The 18387-nt window shown below is 39.8% G+C and carries 12 protein-coding genes; 4 read left to right on the forward strand and 8 right to left on the reverse strand.

What is annotated here, in order from left to right; all coding sequences use genetic code 11:
* From PHO71_RS10780 to PHO71_RS10795, 4 genes are all read left to right on the forward strand, one after another.
* Positions 1 to 2288, forward strand: a 2288-nt coding sequence (locus tag PHO71_RS10780; RefSeq protein WP_300202934.1) for an NADP-dependent malic enzyme, incomplete at its 5' end; no start/stop codon positions are given.
* Positions 2285 to 2461 (forward strand): hypothetical protein, encoded by a 177-nt coding sequence (locus tag PHO71_RS10785; RefSeq protein ID WP_300202937.1) that lies wholly within the window; start codon positions 2285 to 2287, stop codon positions 2459 to 2461. The genes PHO71_RS10780 and PHO71_RS10785, both read left to right, overlap by 4 nt.
* A 163-nt stretch (positions 2462 to 2624) precedes the next feature.
* Positions 2625 to 3959, forward strand: coding sequence for an NADP-specific glutamate dehydrogenase (locus PHO71_RS10790; protein ID WP_300202940.1), 1335 nt, complete (start codon positions 2625 to 2627; stop codon positions 3957 to 3959).
* Positions 3960 to 4316: 357 nt separating this feature from the next.
* On the forward strand, positions 4317 to 5777 hold the full coding sequence (locus PHO71_RS10795) for a catalase (protein WP_300202943.1): 1461 nt from the start codon (positions 4317 to 4319) through the stop codon (positions 5775 to 5777).
* 300 nt (positions 5778 to 6077) lie between these two features.
* On the opposite strand, the gene PHO71_RS10800 is transcribed toward PHO71_RS10795, so the two are convergent.
* From PHO71_RS10800 to PHO71_RS10835, 8 genes are all read right to left on the reverse strand, one after another.
* On the reverse strand, positions 6078 to 6755 hold the full coding sequence (locus PHO71_RS10800) for a DUF4493 domain-containing protein (RefSeq protein WP_300202946.1): 678 nt from the start codon (positions 6753 to 6755) through the stop codon (positions 6078 to 6080).
* 2 nt (positions 6756 to 6757) lie between these two features.
* Positions 6758 to 8845 carry a DUF4493 domain-containing protein gene (locus PHO71_RS10805; RefSeq protein WP_300202949.1) on the reverse strand — a complete coding sequence of 696 codons (2088 nt, stop codon included), beginning with the start codon at positions 8843 to 8845 and terminating at the stop codon, positions 6758 to 6760.
* Positions 8846 to 8903: 58 nt separating this feature from the next.
* Entirely contained in the window at positions 8904 to 10517 is a 1614-nt protein-coding gene (locus PHO71_RS10810) for a PCMD domain-containing protein (protein WP_300202952.1), read from the reverse strand.
* Between the two features lie 17 nt (positions 10518 to 10534).
* Positions 10535 to 11266, reverse strand: a complete 732-nt coding sequence (locus PHO71_RS10815) for a hypothetical protein (protein ID WP_300202955.1) — start codon at positions 11264 to 11266, stop codon at positions 10535 to 10537.
* 8 nt (positions 11267 to 11274) lie between these two features.
* Entirely contained in the window at positions 11275 to 12945 is a 1671-nt protein-coding gene (locus PHO71_RS10820) for a DUF4493 domain-containing protein (protein WP_300202957.1), read from the reverse strand.
* 17 nt (positions 12946 to 12962) lie between these two features.
* A complete protein-coding gene (locus PHO71_RS10825) occupies positions 12963 to 14285 on the reverse strand; it encodes a DUF4493 domain-containing protein (protein ID WP_300202959.1) in 1323 nt (440 codons plus the stop codon).
* A gap of 11 nt (positions 14286 to 14296) precedes the next feature.
* Positions 14297 to 15121, reverse strand: a complete 825-nt coding sequence (locus tag PHO71_RS10830; protein ID WP_300202962.1) for a DUF4493 domain-containing protein — start codon at positions 15119 to 15121, stop codon at positions 14297 to 14299.
* A 262-nt stretch (positions 15122 to 15383) separates the two neighbouring features.
* Positions 15384 to 18359: a PEP/pyruvate-binding domain-containing protein gene (locus PHO71_RS10835; RefSeq protein WP_300203225.1), complete on the reverse strand. Its 2976-nt coding sequence runs from the start codon at positions 18357 to 18359 to the stop codon at positions 15384 to 15386.
* Positions 18360 to 18387 lie beyond the last annotated feature (28 nt).

Below are 18387 nucleotides of genomic sequence, written 5' to 3' on the forward strand. Positions count from 1 at the left end.
CTAAGATAACCAAAGAAGCCGCTCTGCTATATCATTCACAAGGCAAGCCCGGCAAGATTGAGGTAGTTCCTACCAAACCTTATAGTACACAGACAGACTTATCACTCGCTTATTCTCCCGGTGTGGCGGAACCATGCCTCGAAATAGAGAAAAATCCACAAGATGCTTATAAATATACAGCCAAAGGAAATCTAGTAGCTGTTATTTCTAACGGTACGGCAGTGCTTGGTTTAGGTGATATAGGTGCTCTTAGCGGTAAGCCCGTAATGGAAGGTAAAGGTCTGCTTTTCAAAATCTATGCAGGAATCGATGTATTCGATATTGAGGTAGACGAAAAGGATCCGGACAAATTTATCGAAGCAGTAAAGGCTATTGCTCCTACCTTCGGTGGTATCAATCTGGAAGATATCAAAGCGCCGGAATGTTTTGAAATCGAACGTCGTCTGAAAGAAGAACTTGACATTCCTGTTATGCACGATGACCAGCACGGAACTGCTATTATCTCCAGCGCAGGATTGGTAAATGCCCTACAAGTAGCTAACAAAAAGATTGAAGACGTAAAAATCGTTGTGAATGGTGCCGGAGCATCCGCTGTCTCTTGTACTAAATTATATGTATCACTGGGTGCACGTCTCGAAAATATCGTCATGTTGGATAGCAAAGGAGTTATCAGCAAAGCACGTACAGACCTGAACGAACAAAAGAGATACTTTGCAACAGACCGCACTGACATTCATACATTGGAAGAGGCTATCAAAGGCGCTGACGTATTCCTTGGCTTATCAAAAGGAAATGTATTAAATCAGGATATGGTACGTAGCATGGCCTCCATGCCAATCGTATTCGCATTAGCCAATCCAACACCGGAAATCTCCTACGAAGATGCAATGGCTGCTCGTCCTGACGTATTGATGGCAACCGGACGTTCTGACTATCCGAACCAGATAAATAATGTAATCGGTTTCCCATACATTTTCCGCGGTGCATTGGATACACAAGCTAGAGCGATCAACGAAGAAATGAAGATTGCAGCAGTACACGCCATCGCAGATCTGGCTAAACAGCCTGTACCCGATGTAGTAAATGCCGCTTACCACGTCAATAACTTTTCTTTCGGTCCCGAATACTTCATCCCGAAACCGGTAGACCCACGTCTTATTACGGAAGTGTCTTGTGCAGTTGCTAAAGCAGCAATGGCAAGTGGCGTTGCCCGTAAACAAATTGAAGATTGGGATGCTTATTGTGTACATCTGCGAGAATTGATGGGATACGAATCGAAACTAACCCGTCAGCTTTACGATACTGCCCGTCACAACCCACAACGCGTTGTTTTTGCCGAAGGTATTCACCCTAATATGCTTAAAGCAGCTGTTGAAGCCAAATCCGAAGGTATCTGCCACCCTATCTTATTAGGAAACGACGAAGCTATCAATAAGCTGGCACAAGAACTTGACCTTAGCCTGGAAGGAATTGAAATCGTCAATTTACGTCATCCGGACGAATCAGAACGCCGCGAACGTTATTCACACATTCTAGCTGAGAAGCGGGCACGTGAAGGATTCACTTTTGAAGAAGCTAACGATAAGATGTTTGAACGCAACTACTTCGGTATGATGATGGTAGAAACAGGAGATGCCGATGCTTTTATTACAGGTCTTTATACAAGATACAGCAATACTATCAAAGTAGCTAAAGAAGTGATCGGTATACAACCGGAATTCAAACATTTCGGAACCATGCATATACTGAACTCCAAAAAGGGAACTTATTTCTTGGCGGATACATTGATCAATCGTCACCCGGATGCTAATACCCTGATTGATATAGCTAAACTTTCCGCTAAAACAGTCCGTTTCTTCAATCACACACCAGTGATGGCTATGTTGTCTTACTCTAATTTCGGTGCAGACACCTCAGGCAGTCCGGTAAAAGTACATGAAGCAGTGAAGTATATGCAACAGGAATATCCGGAACTGGCTATCGATGGTGAAATGCAGGTAAATTTTGCAATGAACCGGGAGGTACGCGATGCTAAATATCCGTTTAACTGCCTAAAAGGGAAAGACGTCAATACACTGATCTTCCCCAACCTAAGTTCTGCCAACGCGGGATACCAGTTGCTTCAAGCAATGGATCCTGATACAGAATTTATCGGCCCTATCCAAATGGGACTGAATAAACCAATCCATTTCACTGACTTCGAAAGCTCTGTTCGTGACATTGTTAATATTACAGCTGTAGCAGTGATCGATGCCATTGTTGAAAAGAAAAAAAGAGGAGATCAATGAAAAGGCCATTATCAAAATCTCAAATAGTTTGCGTCAGCCTGCTTTGGCTGGCGCTTTGCTATTTAGTGCTAACAAAAGCCGAACGTATTGACGGAATGACTACCATAATGCTTGTCATTTCGGCAGCATTGGTTTTTATTCCTATCTATAAGTCTACTAAAAAGAACAAATAATATCTTTTTTCCTAAATTCGATGCGATAAAATATCAAATTTGATATTTTATCGCATTTTTCTTTATAAAATGTTTGATAGTTTAATTTTTATCTTTACTTTTGCAACCGCATTAGTGAAATAGATAATCGAATTTACAACAACCAATAAAAGAAAAAAAGATTATGAATGCAGCAAAGGTATTAGACGATTTGAAAAGAAGGTTCCCGAATGAACCGGAGTATCATCAAGCAGTAGAAGAAGTTCTTGCTACTATTGAAGAAGAATACAACAAACATCCTGAGTTCGACAAAGCAAATTTGATTGAACGTCTGTGTATTCCTGATAGAGTATATCAGTTCCGTGTAACTTGGGTAGATGATAAAGGCAATGTGCAGACTAACATGGGTTACCGTGTACAGCACAACAACGCAATCGGTCCTTACAAAGGCGGTATCCGTTTCCACTCATCGGTAAATCTTTCAATTCTGAAATTCCTTGCTTTTGAACAGACATTCAAAAACTCACTGACTACATTGCCGATGGGTGGTGGTAAAGGTGGTGCAGACTTCTCTCCACGTGGAAAGTCAAACGCTGAAGTAATGCGTTTTGTACAGTCATTCATGCTGGAGTTGTGGCGTCACATCGGTCCTGAGACTGACGTTCCTGCCGGTGATATCGGTGTTGGTGGTCGTGAAGTAGGTTTCATGTTCGGTATGTACAAGAAATTAGCTCACGAATTTACCGGAACATTTACAGGTAAAGGCCGCGAATTCGGTGGTTCACTGATTCGTCCGGAAGCTACCGGTTACGGTAACATCTATTTCTTAATGGAAATGCTGGCAGCTAAAGGTATGGACCTGAAAGGTAAAACCTGTCTGGTATCCGGTTCAGGTAACGTAGCTCAGTATACAGCAGAAAAAGTAATCGAACTGGGTGGTAAAGTTGTTACTATGTCCGACTCTGACGGTTATATCTACGATCCGGAAGGTATCGACCGCGAAAAGCTGGATTACATCATGGAACTGAAAAACCTGTATCGTGGACGTATCCGCGAATACGCAGACAAATATGGTTGCAAGTATGTAGAAGGAGCTCGTCCTTGGGGAGAAAAAGCAGATATCGCTCTTCCTTCTGCAACCCAAAACGAAATCAATGGTGACGATGCCAAGAAATTAATCGCTAATGGTGTGATGGCAGTTTCTGAAGGTGCTAATATGCCTTCTACTCCAGAAGCTGTACGCGTATTCCAGGAAGCTAAGATTCTGTATGCTCCGGGTAAAGCTGCTAATGCCGGTGGTGTATCTGTTTCCGGTTTGGAAATGACTCAAAACTCTATCAAATTGAGCTGGAGCTCTGAAGAAGTAGACGAAAAACTGAAAAGCATCATGAAGAATATTCACGCAGCTTGCGTTCAGTACGGTACTGAAGCCGACGGATACGTAAACTATGTGAAGGGTGCTAATGTAGCCGGATTCATGAAGGTTGCAAAAGCAATGATGGCACAAGGTATCTTATAATCAGCCAAGATATAAAGTAAGCTATAGTTTAAGATAAAAGCTCCCGCTTTTCCTTTTGGAAGGCGGGAGTTTTTTTGTACGATTTTCTGTAGAGCAATCATACAGAAGTCTGAAACGGAAAGAAGCACTCCCTTTTCTATGAACAATGCCAGAAGATAGTGGCAAGTGAAGTGCTTTAGTTAGATAAAAGATGTACTTAATATAAAAAGAAACGGAGAATCGAAATTATATTCATAATAATTATCTATCTTTAGATAGAAATTTTCTGTTTGACAAGCAAACAAAATAAGTCTACTTTTGTCATATAAATATAACTCCGGGATAGAAACACTTTTATTCCCCAATAAAATCTTTTTTATGGATGAAAAAAAACTAACCGCTGCGAACGGTCGTCCTATTGCAGACAACCAGAATTCGCAAACTGCAGGACCTCGTGGTCCCATCATGTTACAAGATCCGTGGCTCATCGAAAAGCTTGCTCATTTTGACCGTGAAGTTATTCCCGAAAGACGTATGCACGCCAAAGGATCGGGTGCTTACGGTACATTCACTGTTACCCATGACATTACAAAGTACACACGTGCTGCCATCTTTAGCGAAGTCGGAAAACAGACAGAATGTTTTGTCCGTTTCTCTACCGTAGCCGGAGAACGTGGTGCAGCCGATGCGGAACGTGATATCCGAGGGTTTGCAATGAAATTCTACACCGAAGAAGGAAACTGGGACTTAGTGGGCAATAACACTCCTGTATTCTTTTTACGTGATCCACTCAAGTTTCCCGATTTAAATCACGCCATTAAACGTGACCCTAAGACCAATATGCGAAGTGCAAGCAATAACTGGGATTTCTGGACGCTATTACCCGAAGCCTTGCATCAGGTCACTATCACTATGAGTCCGCGCGGTATTCCTTATTCCTATCGCCATATGCATGGTTTCGGTAGCCATACTTATAGTTTTATCAATGCAGAGAATAAACGGATCTGGGTAAAATTCCATTTCCGCACACTGCAAGGTATCAAGAATCTAACAGATCAGGAAGCAGAAGCTATTGTAGCCAAAGACCGCGAATCACACCAACGTGATCTTTTCGAAACTATCGAAAAAGGCGATTTTCCTAAATGGAAACTCCAAATCCAGTTAATGACAGAAGAAGAAGCAGATAATTATCGTATCAATCCATTCGACCTGACAAAGGTATGGTCTCATAAAGACTTCCCACTACAAGATGTCGGAATGTTAGAACTGAACCGTAATCCGGAAAACTACTTTGCCGAAGTAGAACAAGCTGCTTTCAACCCAATGAACATTGTAGACGGAATCGGTTTTTCACCCGACAAGATGTTGCAAGGACGTCTGTTCTCTTACGGCGACGCACAACGTTATCGTCTAGGAGTCAATTCCGAACAAATTCCTGTAAACAAACCCCGCTGTCCTTTCCATGCTTACCACAGGGATGGTGCAATGAGAGTAGACGGAAATTATGGTGCTACGAAAGGTTACGAACCTAATAGTTATGGTGAATGGAAAGACTCGCCTCACATGAAAGAACCTCCTTTAAAAATCACAGGAGAAGTTTACAACTACAATGAACGGGAATACGATGATGATTATTACAGCCAACCAGGTGATTTATTCCGACTAATGCCGGCAGACGAACAGCAGCTATTATTTGAAAATACTGCACGCGCTATGGGTGATGCAGAATTGTTCATCAAACAGCGTCATGTCCGTAACTGTTACAAAGCAGATCCTGCATATGGAACCGGAGTAGCGAAAGCACTTGGCATAGACTTACAAGAGGCTCTGAAAGAATAAAAAAAGAGAAATTATCCAAGAGGCCATCTAAAAATAGAAATTGAAAATTAGTTTACTATCTTGAGAACCTTGAAGATTGAAAACCTCTTTAAAGTAAAGTCCCCTTATTTTATCCACTATTCCATGACTGAAAAGGATAAAGTAAGGGGATTATTATTATTTGAAGCTATAAATTATTAAGTAAAGTCACCTCACTTTTCTATCTTGAAACGGACTATGTTTATAAAACATCTACAATCGACGATCAATAACCAAAGTTTAACATTCAAAATACGTTTTTAAAATTCATGGTTTCTTCATCTAATCTGCCAAGTCCAATCGAATAGAATAATTCCTTGCCACATCAATATCTGTTATTTCTTTTGTTAATGTCATTTGCTCTTCATCGGCATTATAGGCGGTGAACACATACTGCAATTTCCCATTGGCTGGAACCTTAAAATAATAAAAATCAGAAGAGCCTGATAAATCAGAAATCGTAACCGAGCGTCCACTAATCGAAGTAATGGCCACAGATACAGAATGAAAACTGGCCGAAAAGCTCTCGGAAACATCTACATTCACCCCTACATTAATTTGAGGGACTACCAGTGAAATACTAGTAATATCTCCTTCTTTTACTTCAAACGAAGAAGTAAGTGCATAAACAGGAATACCACTTTCGTTATCAATTGCCTCCGTTTGATCAGGGGTAAAAGCTTTCAATGTATAGTCTCCCACTGGAAGTACAATACGTTTAGACAAATCATCACCCGGAGCATAGTCTTTTACAATTATCTCACCTTGAGAGATTTGCAGTTGGAGTGAAGCATTTACCGAACGAGTTAGAGGAAAAACTTCTTCATTGGAACTCAGTGAGAGACCAGATATGGTAAAATAGCCGGTAGTATTGTCAGTCGGAGATTGTTCTTCACTATTACAAGAAGCAAAAAACATAATTACCAATAAAGTCAATATAATAATGTTGGTTTGTTTCATATTTATTTATCGTAATGCAATTCAAAAGAATCGAGCCAGAATTGGCTACCTCTGATATAGTAGTTAGAATAAGCACTTCCACTTCCTTCCTTAGCAAACTTATCTTCCAAATGATCCCTATCTTCTTTCGTTCCTGCTTTAAATATTATTCTCAAATGAGAGATAGGTAAACGTTCCTGAGTCTGATCATAATCAAAAGACAGAGTTTCTGTTTGATAAGAAGAATAAGCAGTGCCGGATTCCAGAAAGGCTTTTCCTATCACTACAACCTTACCATCAGTTATATTCTCCAAATAAGCCTCTATCTGATATTCATCTCCATTATAAGGAGAAGCTTTATACACAAAAGAAAGAGAAGTGGGACGAACATAGGCCGTTTTAGCATGAACAGAATCTTCAGAAGCATTGTAATCGCCTACACAAACAATACCAGCTGAAATATTTTTAATTACACTTCCACTTTTGTTCCCAAAACTACAAGAGTTTCCGGCTCCCCACCCTATTGTCATCATGTGTGCTACCGTACTTCCATTATCAGAAATAGGAAGAGTACTCGATTTTGAGACATAAAAAGCATTCACACCGTTAGTATGACAAGTCAATGGATTTCTGGTTCCAATCCATCCACCCTGAAATGTATAAAGCGGATTTTTATTTTTAGGATAGGTAGTATCATACCCATCATTCAAAGAAGCATTGGGTATAGTAAGAGCCTCATATGTCCTTACCTCTGTAACACCACTAGTTAATTCATCACGATACAAAGCCCGTACATAATATGTTGTTCCGGAAGCAAGTCCCTCTTTACGCAAATCTGAAAGCAAAGGAATCCATGAATTACCATCTGTGCTAAATTGATATTGAACGTCAGTTACAATTTTATCAATATTTCCTGTTTTTATATCGGTTGCCATAAGTGGATTAGCCGTTAATTCTTTAGTCCAGATATTGCCCGGATAGACTGATACTGCAAACTCAGGTTTTAAAGTCCTTATTGTGTACGTTTTTTCTTCACTCCATCTTCCGTTGGCCTTTACCTTTACACCAATTAGGTTATTTACATCGCCTTCATTCTTTGCCAGTAAGTTAGCAGTCATTGCTGATAAATCCAATACACCCTCTACCACATTCAAAGTTGGCAAAATAATATTCACAGCTTCCAATGAAGTACGTTCGTCTATTGTAAGCGTAGACAATAAGTACGTTTTATTCAGTGAAGAAAGCTTCTCATCTTCAAAATTCAAAGTAAACTCAACATCTTCTACCGGACGCACAGCTTTATAGGCAATTTTAGCTGTAGTTGCATCAGCCGTTTCTACATATGTCAATGTATTAGAATCATCAAATCCGATTGCTTCTACTTTAGGCTTTGGTAACCACTCTTGGGGGACAGTTTCATTCACCGTAACCGTTTCAACAGAGGTTTCAATCTGTAAATCAAAAATCACACCTGTCATATTGGATGTATCTATATTGAGTGTATATACATAGTTTTTACCTTTCTGCGCCGGCATGATTACAGCAAAATTTTTGCTATACCCTTTATTATTCTCTATCCACGTTCCTTTCAAATAAAGTTCAACCGTGGAACCTGCCCTGAAATAAGGATTCTCTATATCACCCGGATGCCAAACCACAGATTGGTCACCTACCACTAATTCTATATAATAATCCTTCAAAACCTTCTCAAGTTTATCCTGATTTCCAAATTTGAAAGAAGCCAAAGAATTGCCAACAAAACAAGGAATCGTCAATTCCTTCGTCTTACCGGATTCTATATCAAACGCAATCGTTTTCGACGTATAATAAGGAGCATCCAATGCAAGTTCCGGATTTGTCCCATACGAAGCCACGACTTCATACTGCCCCGCCACAAACAAATGAGGTGCAGAAACGTTAAAAGCAGAAAGAGTATTATCAAAAACAACTTTATCTTTCTCGAGATTTTGCATCTTAAGAATAAATTGCCCTGCCGTCTCAACTGATAAATCCGGTAAAGAACGAACTTTTAGAGCTGCTTCTCCATCCGTTAGAGTAATAGACAGATTTCCGCTTTCAGAAATCAATTCCTCCCTCTGACATGAAATCATGAAAAACAAAATGACTAAACAACTTATATGTAAAGCTTTGATCCTCATTCTTATTCTTCTATTCATATAACAATTCAAATTCATCTACATAAAGAGTACTGCCGTGCCCAACTTGCCCAACGACTTTAGCTCCTTCAAATTCTCCACCGTAACGACTGGATGTAGCTACAATAGTCATGGCAGCAGGACGAGCATTCAAATTCTTATAATCAATATCAATTGTAAATTTAGTATATGATGTTACTTCTACCGAACCAACAAACTCGCCATAAGCAAATTCATTGCCCGCAGTATCCCATAATTTTATATATATATGGCATTGGTCTTTGGTCAAAGTACCCGGAATGCTTCCTCCATTATTTATCGATTCAGGCTTATACTTATAATATCCCGTCATCTTTGTGGGACGCGCACCCGTATAAGGCCGTCCAAAAGTGACACTGGCAGAAGGTTTCATCATATTCGTTTTATACTTCCCAATAAATAAATTACCTGCCGCAGCACCAACTAACGTAACTCCGGTAATACTACGTAAACGGGCCGCTTTTCCTTTGTAAGCGTCACTTCCTTCTACCGGAACAGTAATAGGATCATTGCCACCAGCCAAAGAAGAAGTAACACCCTCATTTCCCGTAGCCCAATAGGCTCCGGCAGCTTCATAATCGTCAGCAATCGAATTTGCAAACCAGTTTTTTCCACTCTGTATCCAAGTATCGAAGTTTAGATTGGGAACCACCATTATCTTCTCTGTAGTAAAAGATGCCACACTGCCGGCAGCACCATCTACTAAAATGCGCCACTGATAAACCGTACCGTCCTCTAAACCTGCAATCGTTGCTTTAAAGGAAGTAGCACTTAACATATTTACAGCAGATGCGTCTAACTGGCTCCAACTGCTATCCAACGCTTTCTTATATTCAATGGTAGGCGTACTCCCAGCTTTCACCCCACCGCTCACAATTGCTTTTTTCGCCCAGATCTCCACCTCTCCAACAGAAGAAGTAGCCTGAGTTTGGACAACATCTACAGTCCACAGACCAAGATATTTTTCTCCGCGATAAACAGCAAACTGTTGCGGACGTCTGAAATCCTTCACACCGCTTGGGTCAGGCACTAATCTCCCATTGCGTCCTCCTAATTCCAATGCGTTAATCTTCACATCTTTCAGCGATTGAGAAGCTGACACATAGATCAAGACAATATGGTTCAGTTCATCTATAACTGGCTGTCCTACCTGATTTTCTACATTTATAGTACGGTTAATCACTTGATTGACCGTAACAGTCCACGGATAATCCTGATAAGTACGTAATAGAATCTTAACCGGATTTGTGAAGTTTATCTTTGTATTGGCATTACCGGGCAAATCACTCAAAGAGGTAAAACTAAAATCAGGAAACTGCTTGGCAGAAGCGCAAACAGCTTCATCCGGAAGAATTTTTGCTTCAGAATTAGCCACCAACTTTGTGACTTTCAATTCTTCCAGTTCCACCAACTCGTCCACAGTAAGTACAACGGTACGTTTGGTTGCATCAATCTTTGTATCCTCGGTCTGCCCTTCTATTTCAAACTCTTGAATTTCACCCGGAATATAGGGATAAGGAATATCATTTTCAATACAAGCTCCCAATAGAAAAGCTAGTAAACCGATGCCCAAAATATGTATTCTCATTTTTTTCCTCATTTGAATTAAAGATAAAAACACATTCCGATATTCAGCGAAAATATATCAATCTTAAAATTCGCAGAACTATTCCTGCGATATCCACTCTCTACCTGATTGGTTTTCTGGTTTATCCATTTAAAATCAAGTCCAACAAGACCGATGGAAACTTCTACTGCTATATTATTTGTTACAAAAGCTGTTAATCCGGGGGCAGAACCCAACTGCAAGCGATGTATATACTGATATGTACCTGTCAGATCATTTTCTACTCCGGAAGTGTTTTTTCCTTGTCCGTAACCATATGACAAACGAAGTTCATTGAAGAAGCCGAAAATTTTGCTATTTCCCAACCCCATATAGGTACGCAGAAATCCGGAAGCATAGACAGTATGTTCCAAATATTTATAATCTTTTATATCAAAGGTAAGATCGTCTCCTAGATCTAAATCGAGATTGCCGATGTCAGTGTAAGAGCGTGAATAATTGAGTCGTGCTCCTGCCGCCATATTATCAGCAAAGAAATAGCCGGCATACGGACTGACTTTGAAATTATATCCGCTTGCTTTGACATTATCCAGAACTAAGAACTTGTAATTGTCATTTGTTTGCTCAGAATAGGAAAAGGAGCAGCCACCCATCCAAGTGCCTTTAGGAACAAAAAGAGAGGATTTTATTTTACGGTCAAATCCCCGTTGTGCGCAGACAGTTGCCACGCACAATAGGGAAATGAAAAAGATGACATATCTTTTCTTCATTCAGTTAATTATTTATAGTATGACAACTCAAACTCATCTATCCAGAGTGTACTACCATTTCCAACCTGCCCTACAACAGCAGAGCCACTAAAATCTCCACCATAATGACTTGACGTTGCAACAATTGTAATCGTCGCCGGTTTTGCCGTCATATCCGTATAGGTAATATCGAAAGAAAATCTCGCATAAGATGTAACTGTCTCTGTTCCGACAAACTCTCCAAAACCAATCTGGTTACCGGAAGCATCCCATAGTTTTACATAAATATTACATTCATCGGTAGTCAATGTACCCGGCTTAGAACCTTCGTTAATAGGCTGCGGACTATACTTATAATATCCTGAAAGTGAAACAGGACGAGCTCCAGTATAAGGACGGCCGAACGTAACACTAGCAGAAGGATTAGACATATTCGTTTTATAACTTCCGATAAATAAATTACCAGCAGCAGATTTTACTAAAGTAACCCCTGTTATCGTTCTCAATTTGGCGGCTTTACCCGAATAAGCATCATCTCCTTCTACAGAAACAGTGATTGGATCTTTAGAACCTGCCAAGAAAGAAGTAACACCGGTATTGCCCGTAGCCCAATATGAGTCACTGGCATCTGCGTTTGCAAAATAGTTCTTTCCACTTTGCGACCAGGTATCAAAGTTCAAATTCGGAATTTCCTGATACACCTCGGTAGTGAACATATCGGTAGCTCCTACCTTTGTACCACAAGCAAGGCGATAAACATAGCTCGTTCCGAATTCCAATTCTTCAGTTTTCGCACTATATACTCCGTTCTCTACTGTTGTACTTACACTTTTCCAAACTCCTTCTGATGATTTTTTATACTGAAAAACAATAGGTTCAGTTTCTCCGGTCAAAGTGGAAGCCCCATACATATAAGCAAACTTACCAAATGCGTTTGAGCCTGTCACTATTAAATTCGGATCGGCATCAGATGTCATAGGAACAGTTATATTTACCTCATACTCATGAGTCGTTTCATCTACTGTAAAATTAAAGCTACCATTACCTTCATTAGTAACATCGTACTTAACCTTATAATAGTAGCGTTTTTCAGCCTTTTCTGTTATTACTTTATTAAAAGTAAAGGACTTTCCATCGGTATTTGTCACTTTCAAAACAGCATTCAAAGATTTCCCAGTACGGCAATAAGCAGGACGTGTTTCCTGAGATGTAAAATCTATGGTTCCATATTCATTGGAAACCACACAGTCATACGAAGAGAAAGCATTTTTAAAGTTTTGTGAATAGCTGACAGCTACCATGCTTTGAACCATAGAACAAACAATTTCCACCGAGCGAGAAATGTCTTTCTCTATCTTCACAAGTGTTTCACCGAGATAATAGGGCGCAACCTCAAATCCTTGCTGCGTGGAATCCTTATCCATTGAATATGCCCGCAAAAAATAATTGCCTACAGGAAGCAACAGACTTTCACTTTGCAATAGCGTCCAGTCATCTACGTGCTTCACTACTGTTCCTCCTTGCAAAATGTCCAGTCCCATCTTCTCTACAGCCCTTGCCTGTGGTATTACATTTTTATCTAATCCCACAGAAGAAACCTGAAGATAACCGTAACCATCACTCGAAGAAGTCTCATCCTGACAAGCTATCATAATAGCTAACAAGCACAAAGTAAATGTGCTAAAAATAAATTGTCTCATTATGATTATAGTTTAGGTTATTCTTGCGCTGTTACATTCACTTTCAAATCACCTTGGATATCCGAATTGATACCATCAGATACAGTAATAGTAAAAGTATTCTCACTTGCACCGTACAATCCCAATAAGGACATAAAAGAAGTAACATCAAAGGAATAACTTGTTTTATCCTTGATAGGGTCATTAGCATCAATTAATCCTATTCCTTCCTGTGTCTCCAAAGACCCTGACAATACTCCCAGTAAATCACCCGGATTGGCCAAATCGAATTCACCACCTAAGCCAAAACCTTCTAAAGTCCCCATAAAGCCCTCGTTATTAGAATTAATCTTTACCAACAGCTTTTTAATTCCATTAGGAACCGAGAAATCAACTTTTACAGTAGGAACATCTCCTGACAAAGCTACAAATGAATAAGTTTTATTTAAGCCGACAACATTCATTTCTCCTTTATTAGTATCTCCTCCTTCTGAACCACCTCCTCCGGGATTGAATACAATATTTTCCGTTGGAATCTCCACAGTCGTTCCGGTCTCAGTCCAAGTTAAATCAACGGTAATCCCCAGATTTATCTTCGTCACAGGATCAATGACCGGATTATCTCCCGGATTGATTGTCACTTTAAACGAGTCCCCGTTTTCTAACTTGCTACTATTTTCAGAGTTCTCCGGTTTAGTAATTGTATAAGACTGTGCAATATCCGTACCATCTGTAGAAGTAGTCGCTTTCACACTCATCAATATGCTAGATGCATTTTCCGGTACATTAAAATAGATTTTCTTACCCACGTTCTCTTTCTTAAAAACGTAGTTGCCCGTACCACCGTTGGTAATGGTGATCGTATAATCATCTTTAAAGTTTTCTCCGAAACTCTTATCCAGACTCAGATTCACCTCCATACAACTTAAACGACAGGTAGTATTAACCGTTGTTGTCTTTCCCGGCAATATCTGGAAATCAGTCTGTCCTTTAAAATACGGACGTTCCGAAGCACCTACATTTTCACCATTATAATTGTAAGCCCTCACACGATACTTCCCGGCAGTCAGCTTCACTGAACCTCCCTCTGCTCTTAAATCGCTATACGAAGTTTCTTTTACCACACCGTCAGTAGATGCATTAACAATTTGAACCGTATAATTTTCTACATTCACTTCCTCGTCAGGAAAAGCTCCACGAGAAGTTACGATATTAGAATAGTCCTGAGCCAATAAATCCAGACTTACTAATCCTTCATTATCATTCAATACATTTTTCCCTTTCAATTCATCGCGCATTTCACAAGCGCTCAATCCAATCACGAGACTAATTCCCGTCAATATATAGGTAATTTGTTTCATGCTGCAATCTTTTAATTATTAACAGTGGTATCCTCTCCCGGCATAAACTCATCCGGTAAAGTAACATCTATATTCTCCTCTTGCACTCCATTATCTATTGTTACAGTGATACCACTAATTTTTCCACCTTCGATATCTATCAATTTAGGTTTTACTGTAATAGTCAGAAAATCACGTGGTTTGATGGTCACAGTCTGAGCACCGAAATTAGTAGGCGTAACGGTAATACCATTTTTATCCTTCAAAGCAAAAGTCAAAGAAAGATTTTCGTTACCGACTGCCTTCAAAAACAAATCTTTATCTACATCAGCCTGCGACATCTCAAAAGCTTCCGTCAGATATTGGGTTTTCAATCCCACCGTACAATCAGAATAGAATGTGTAGAAGTCATCAGAATATTTCAGATTCACTTTAACATTTGCCGGAGTACAAGCAAAAGAAACAGTCTTATTATCTCCTTTCACTACCGTAATGGTTTGTGCACCTTCCATATACAGCTTATCATATCCGGCATTTACGTTTTCACCATAATACGCACGTACTGTATAAGTACCGGGAGTCACTTCCTGAGTCAATTCCATTTCGGAATAAAGTTTTGACTGAAGAACATTTCCCAAAGCGTCTTTCAACTCCACCGTATAATTCGCTACATTTTTATACGGGGTCAGATCCATAGCTCGTGCCTTACTCCCTTTTGAAGCATATGACACGTCAGAATTTAAGTCAATCATCATTTTTCCCTTTGCTACTGAAGCATCGTTCCCCTCACTACTTTCACAAGCGATAAAGAACAAAGATGAGAAAAACGTGAAGCATAAAATAAAACTTTTCTTCATAATAATCTCTCATTATTTAATATAAAGTTATACACTATATAACTTAATCACCAATACTTTATATAAAACTCGGACAAATATAATAGTTTTCAATATTTAATAAATAAGCCTTCACCTTTTATTCCTCAAAATCTGAAAATAAGGCCATAAATAGTTTTTAAGATATTAAAAATAGACCATCCACGATAGTAATAACAAAAAAGTCCTGCCTTTCATATGAAAAACAGAACTTATTTGTTATTACTGGTATTAAAATTAGAATCTACTTATCCTCTCCCGGCATCAATACCATTCCCAATTTTTTCTTGCCATCCATCTTGACGACAATAGGTTTTTCGAAGCGTACATGACGGAGAAACTTCGTCTCTTCCACAGCAGGAAGTCCGTTGAGGAAGTCCTGATTATAGACCCCATCATTCATAAAAGCATTAATTGTGAAATAACCGACTCCAAAAGAAGTAAGATTCTGGAAAAAGTGTGTTCCCTGACTCGGATCTACCCGGTAATTCGTCAATCCTGCCTCCACAATTACACGTGCGGCAGAGATATGAGGCCACTTCACCGGAATACCCAACCATGTATCACTACTTCCCCAGCGTCCCGGGCCGACAAGCACATAATTCCTTCCTTCATTCAGAAATTGCTGGTTGATCTTTTCTATTTCCCAAGCAATGGTTTGATTATTTGAGGCACTATACCCATCCGTCTTCACATAAACAATATCATAAATATCATTCATGATGCCATGTCCTAACGAATTCTCGGAACGCAGAAGTAAATCATCATCCGGTATCAAAGACAAATCCTCATCCAACATCTCTTTACTATCTACTATCGGACGAATCTGCAACAGATAGAAAGTTCCTGTCTTATCCTGATCACGGCTCAATGTAGCCGCAAACTCTATTTCGACCGGACGACGCATTTCCTGTTCACCATATCTTAACACAAGTTGTAGAATACGCGCTAACGGGAAAACATCATGTTGCAGAATATTAGCAAATGTTATCACTTTGCGACCACCCGGATACAACCCGTCACGAATCACCTGATCATACGGATCGTATGTAGAAGCAATATAACGCAAAGCTCCGTCAGCCTCCGCTTCTTTCACATGAAGTTTCAACAAGTTAAAACCGTCGTCTATAGAGAACTCTTGAGCTACATTCTTTAAATCCAATGCATAAAAACGAGTCTGAGTCTCTTTCAATGCAATCTCCATCTCACTGGTTTGAAGCACCTGATTGGGATGATAAGGAGAAAAACGAAGAGTCATACCGCCATCTACAATATATTTGCCTAATCCTAAAGCCAGATTTACAGTACCTTCCTCTGCTTTTTCATCACCCAACGGATAATAATTCAACGAACGTGCCACACCGGACATGGATGGATAATAACGGTCACCATACTGATTTCCCACTACCTCTTGCAAAATGACCGCCATTTTCTCCTGATCAATCACATTCGATGTAGCTTGCATATATGCTTTACTATCCCTGAAATAAACCGAAGCATACACCCCCTTAATAGCGTCGGACAACATACGAAGCATTTCATACTTATCGTCCAGATATGGAATCATATAAGTATTATAAATTCCCGCAAAAGGCTGATAGTGCGAATCTTCCAACAAAGACGAAGAGCGAATAGCAATGGGAGATTTTACCACATCGAAGAAAGTAAAAAAATCTTCTACCAAACCATCCGGCAGTTTTGCCTTTAGAAAATACTTCAAGATCATATCATCGTCCGCATCCGACAAAGCTATCTGATACAGATTATTCGTATCCATAAATTCATCAAATACATCCGTACACAAAACTACCGTTTTGGGAATAGCAACGGAGGCATTCTCAAACTCTTCAAACTCCGGATAACGTTTCACCATATTATCAATGAAAGCCAGTCCACGTCCTTTTCCTCCCAACGAACCGTCACCGATACGGGCAAAGTTTGAATAACGGTCGAAGCGGTCGCGTTTAAACACCGCTACCACTCCTTGGTTCTTCATCTTCCGGTATTTCACAATAGCCTCAAATATAATCTTACGATGTGCATCCACGTCCTGAAGGCTACTCCACGTAATCGGTTTAAGAAACTCCGCAACGGGAAACATGGCACGTGAATAAAGCCAACGAGAAACATGATTACGACTGATATGATATAAAAATGACTCCGCAGGCACAGCAAACAGAATGTTTTGTAGTTCCTTCAGATTCCGTACCCGGGCAATCTCCTCTCCTGTCTCAGGATTACGAAATACAAAATCACCGAAACCGAAGTTATCAGAAACGATACGACGCAGATCGACATCCATCTTTTTAGAATTCTTGTCGATAAAGCTGGCACCATATTTTGCTGCATACGATGAATTTTCCGACTCGGAAGACTGAATTATCAAAGGGACAAACGGATCATTCTTCCGAATCTCAGCACAAAGTTTGATACCTGCCAGCCCGTCCTTTTCTCCACGTTCCACTTTTGGAAAACGAACGTCCGTAATGACTCCCAATATATTATTCTGATATTTCCGGTAAATAGTCATTGCCTCCTGATAAGTACGTGCTAACACAATCTTAGGACGTCCACGCATCCGAAGCGTACGCTGGTGAGCATTCAATGCCTCCGTAGAAAATTCCTGACTCTGCTTCAATACAAACTTATAAAGATTGGGCAGAATAGAAGAATAAAATCGAATACCATCCTCTACCAGAAGAATCAACTGTACACCAACTTCCTGCACATCATGCTCTAAGTTCAATTTATCTTCCATCAGTTTAATGATGGAAACCAGCAAATCGGTATTACCCAACCAACAAAACACATATTCGAAAGCACTCAGATCCTCGTTAATAATCCGTCTCGTAATACCGTGACTGAAAGGGGTAAGAATAACAATAGGAATATTCTCATATTTCTCCTTAATATGTCGTCCGATGTCAAAACTGTCATTATCTCCCGTACTCGGCATACAAATCACCAGGTCGAAAGACATACTTTCCAACTGCGACAATGCTTCCTCTTCGGTAGACACCTGCGAAAAACGAGGTGGATAGCGGAGAGACAAAGAGGTATATTCATTAAAAATCTTCTCGTCGATACGCCCGTCATCTTCCAGCATAAAAGCATCATACGGATTAGCTATTAACAATACATTAAAAATTCGCCGGGTCATCAGGTTGGCAAATTGCGTATCTTTGAAGTAAAGTTGATTTAATTTATATTTGCTAAGCATAAGAGGTCCACTCATTTTGTTCATAAAA

Source organism: Bacteroides sp. (assembly GCF_028690125.1).
GTDB lineage: Bacteria > Bacteroidota > Bacteroidia > Bacteroidales > Bacteroidaceae > Bacteroides.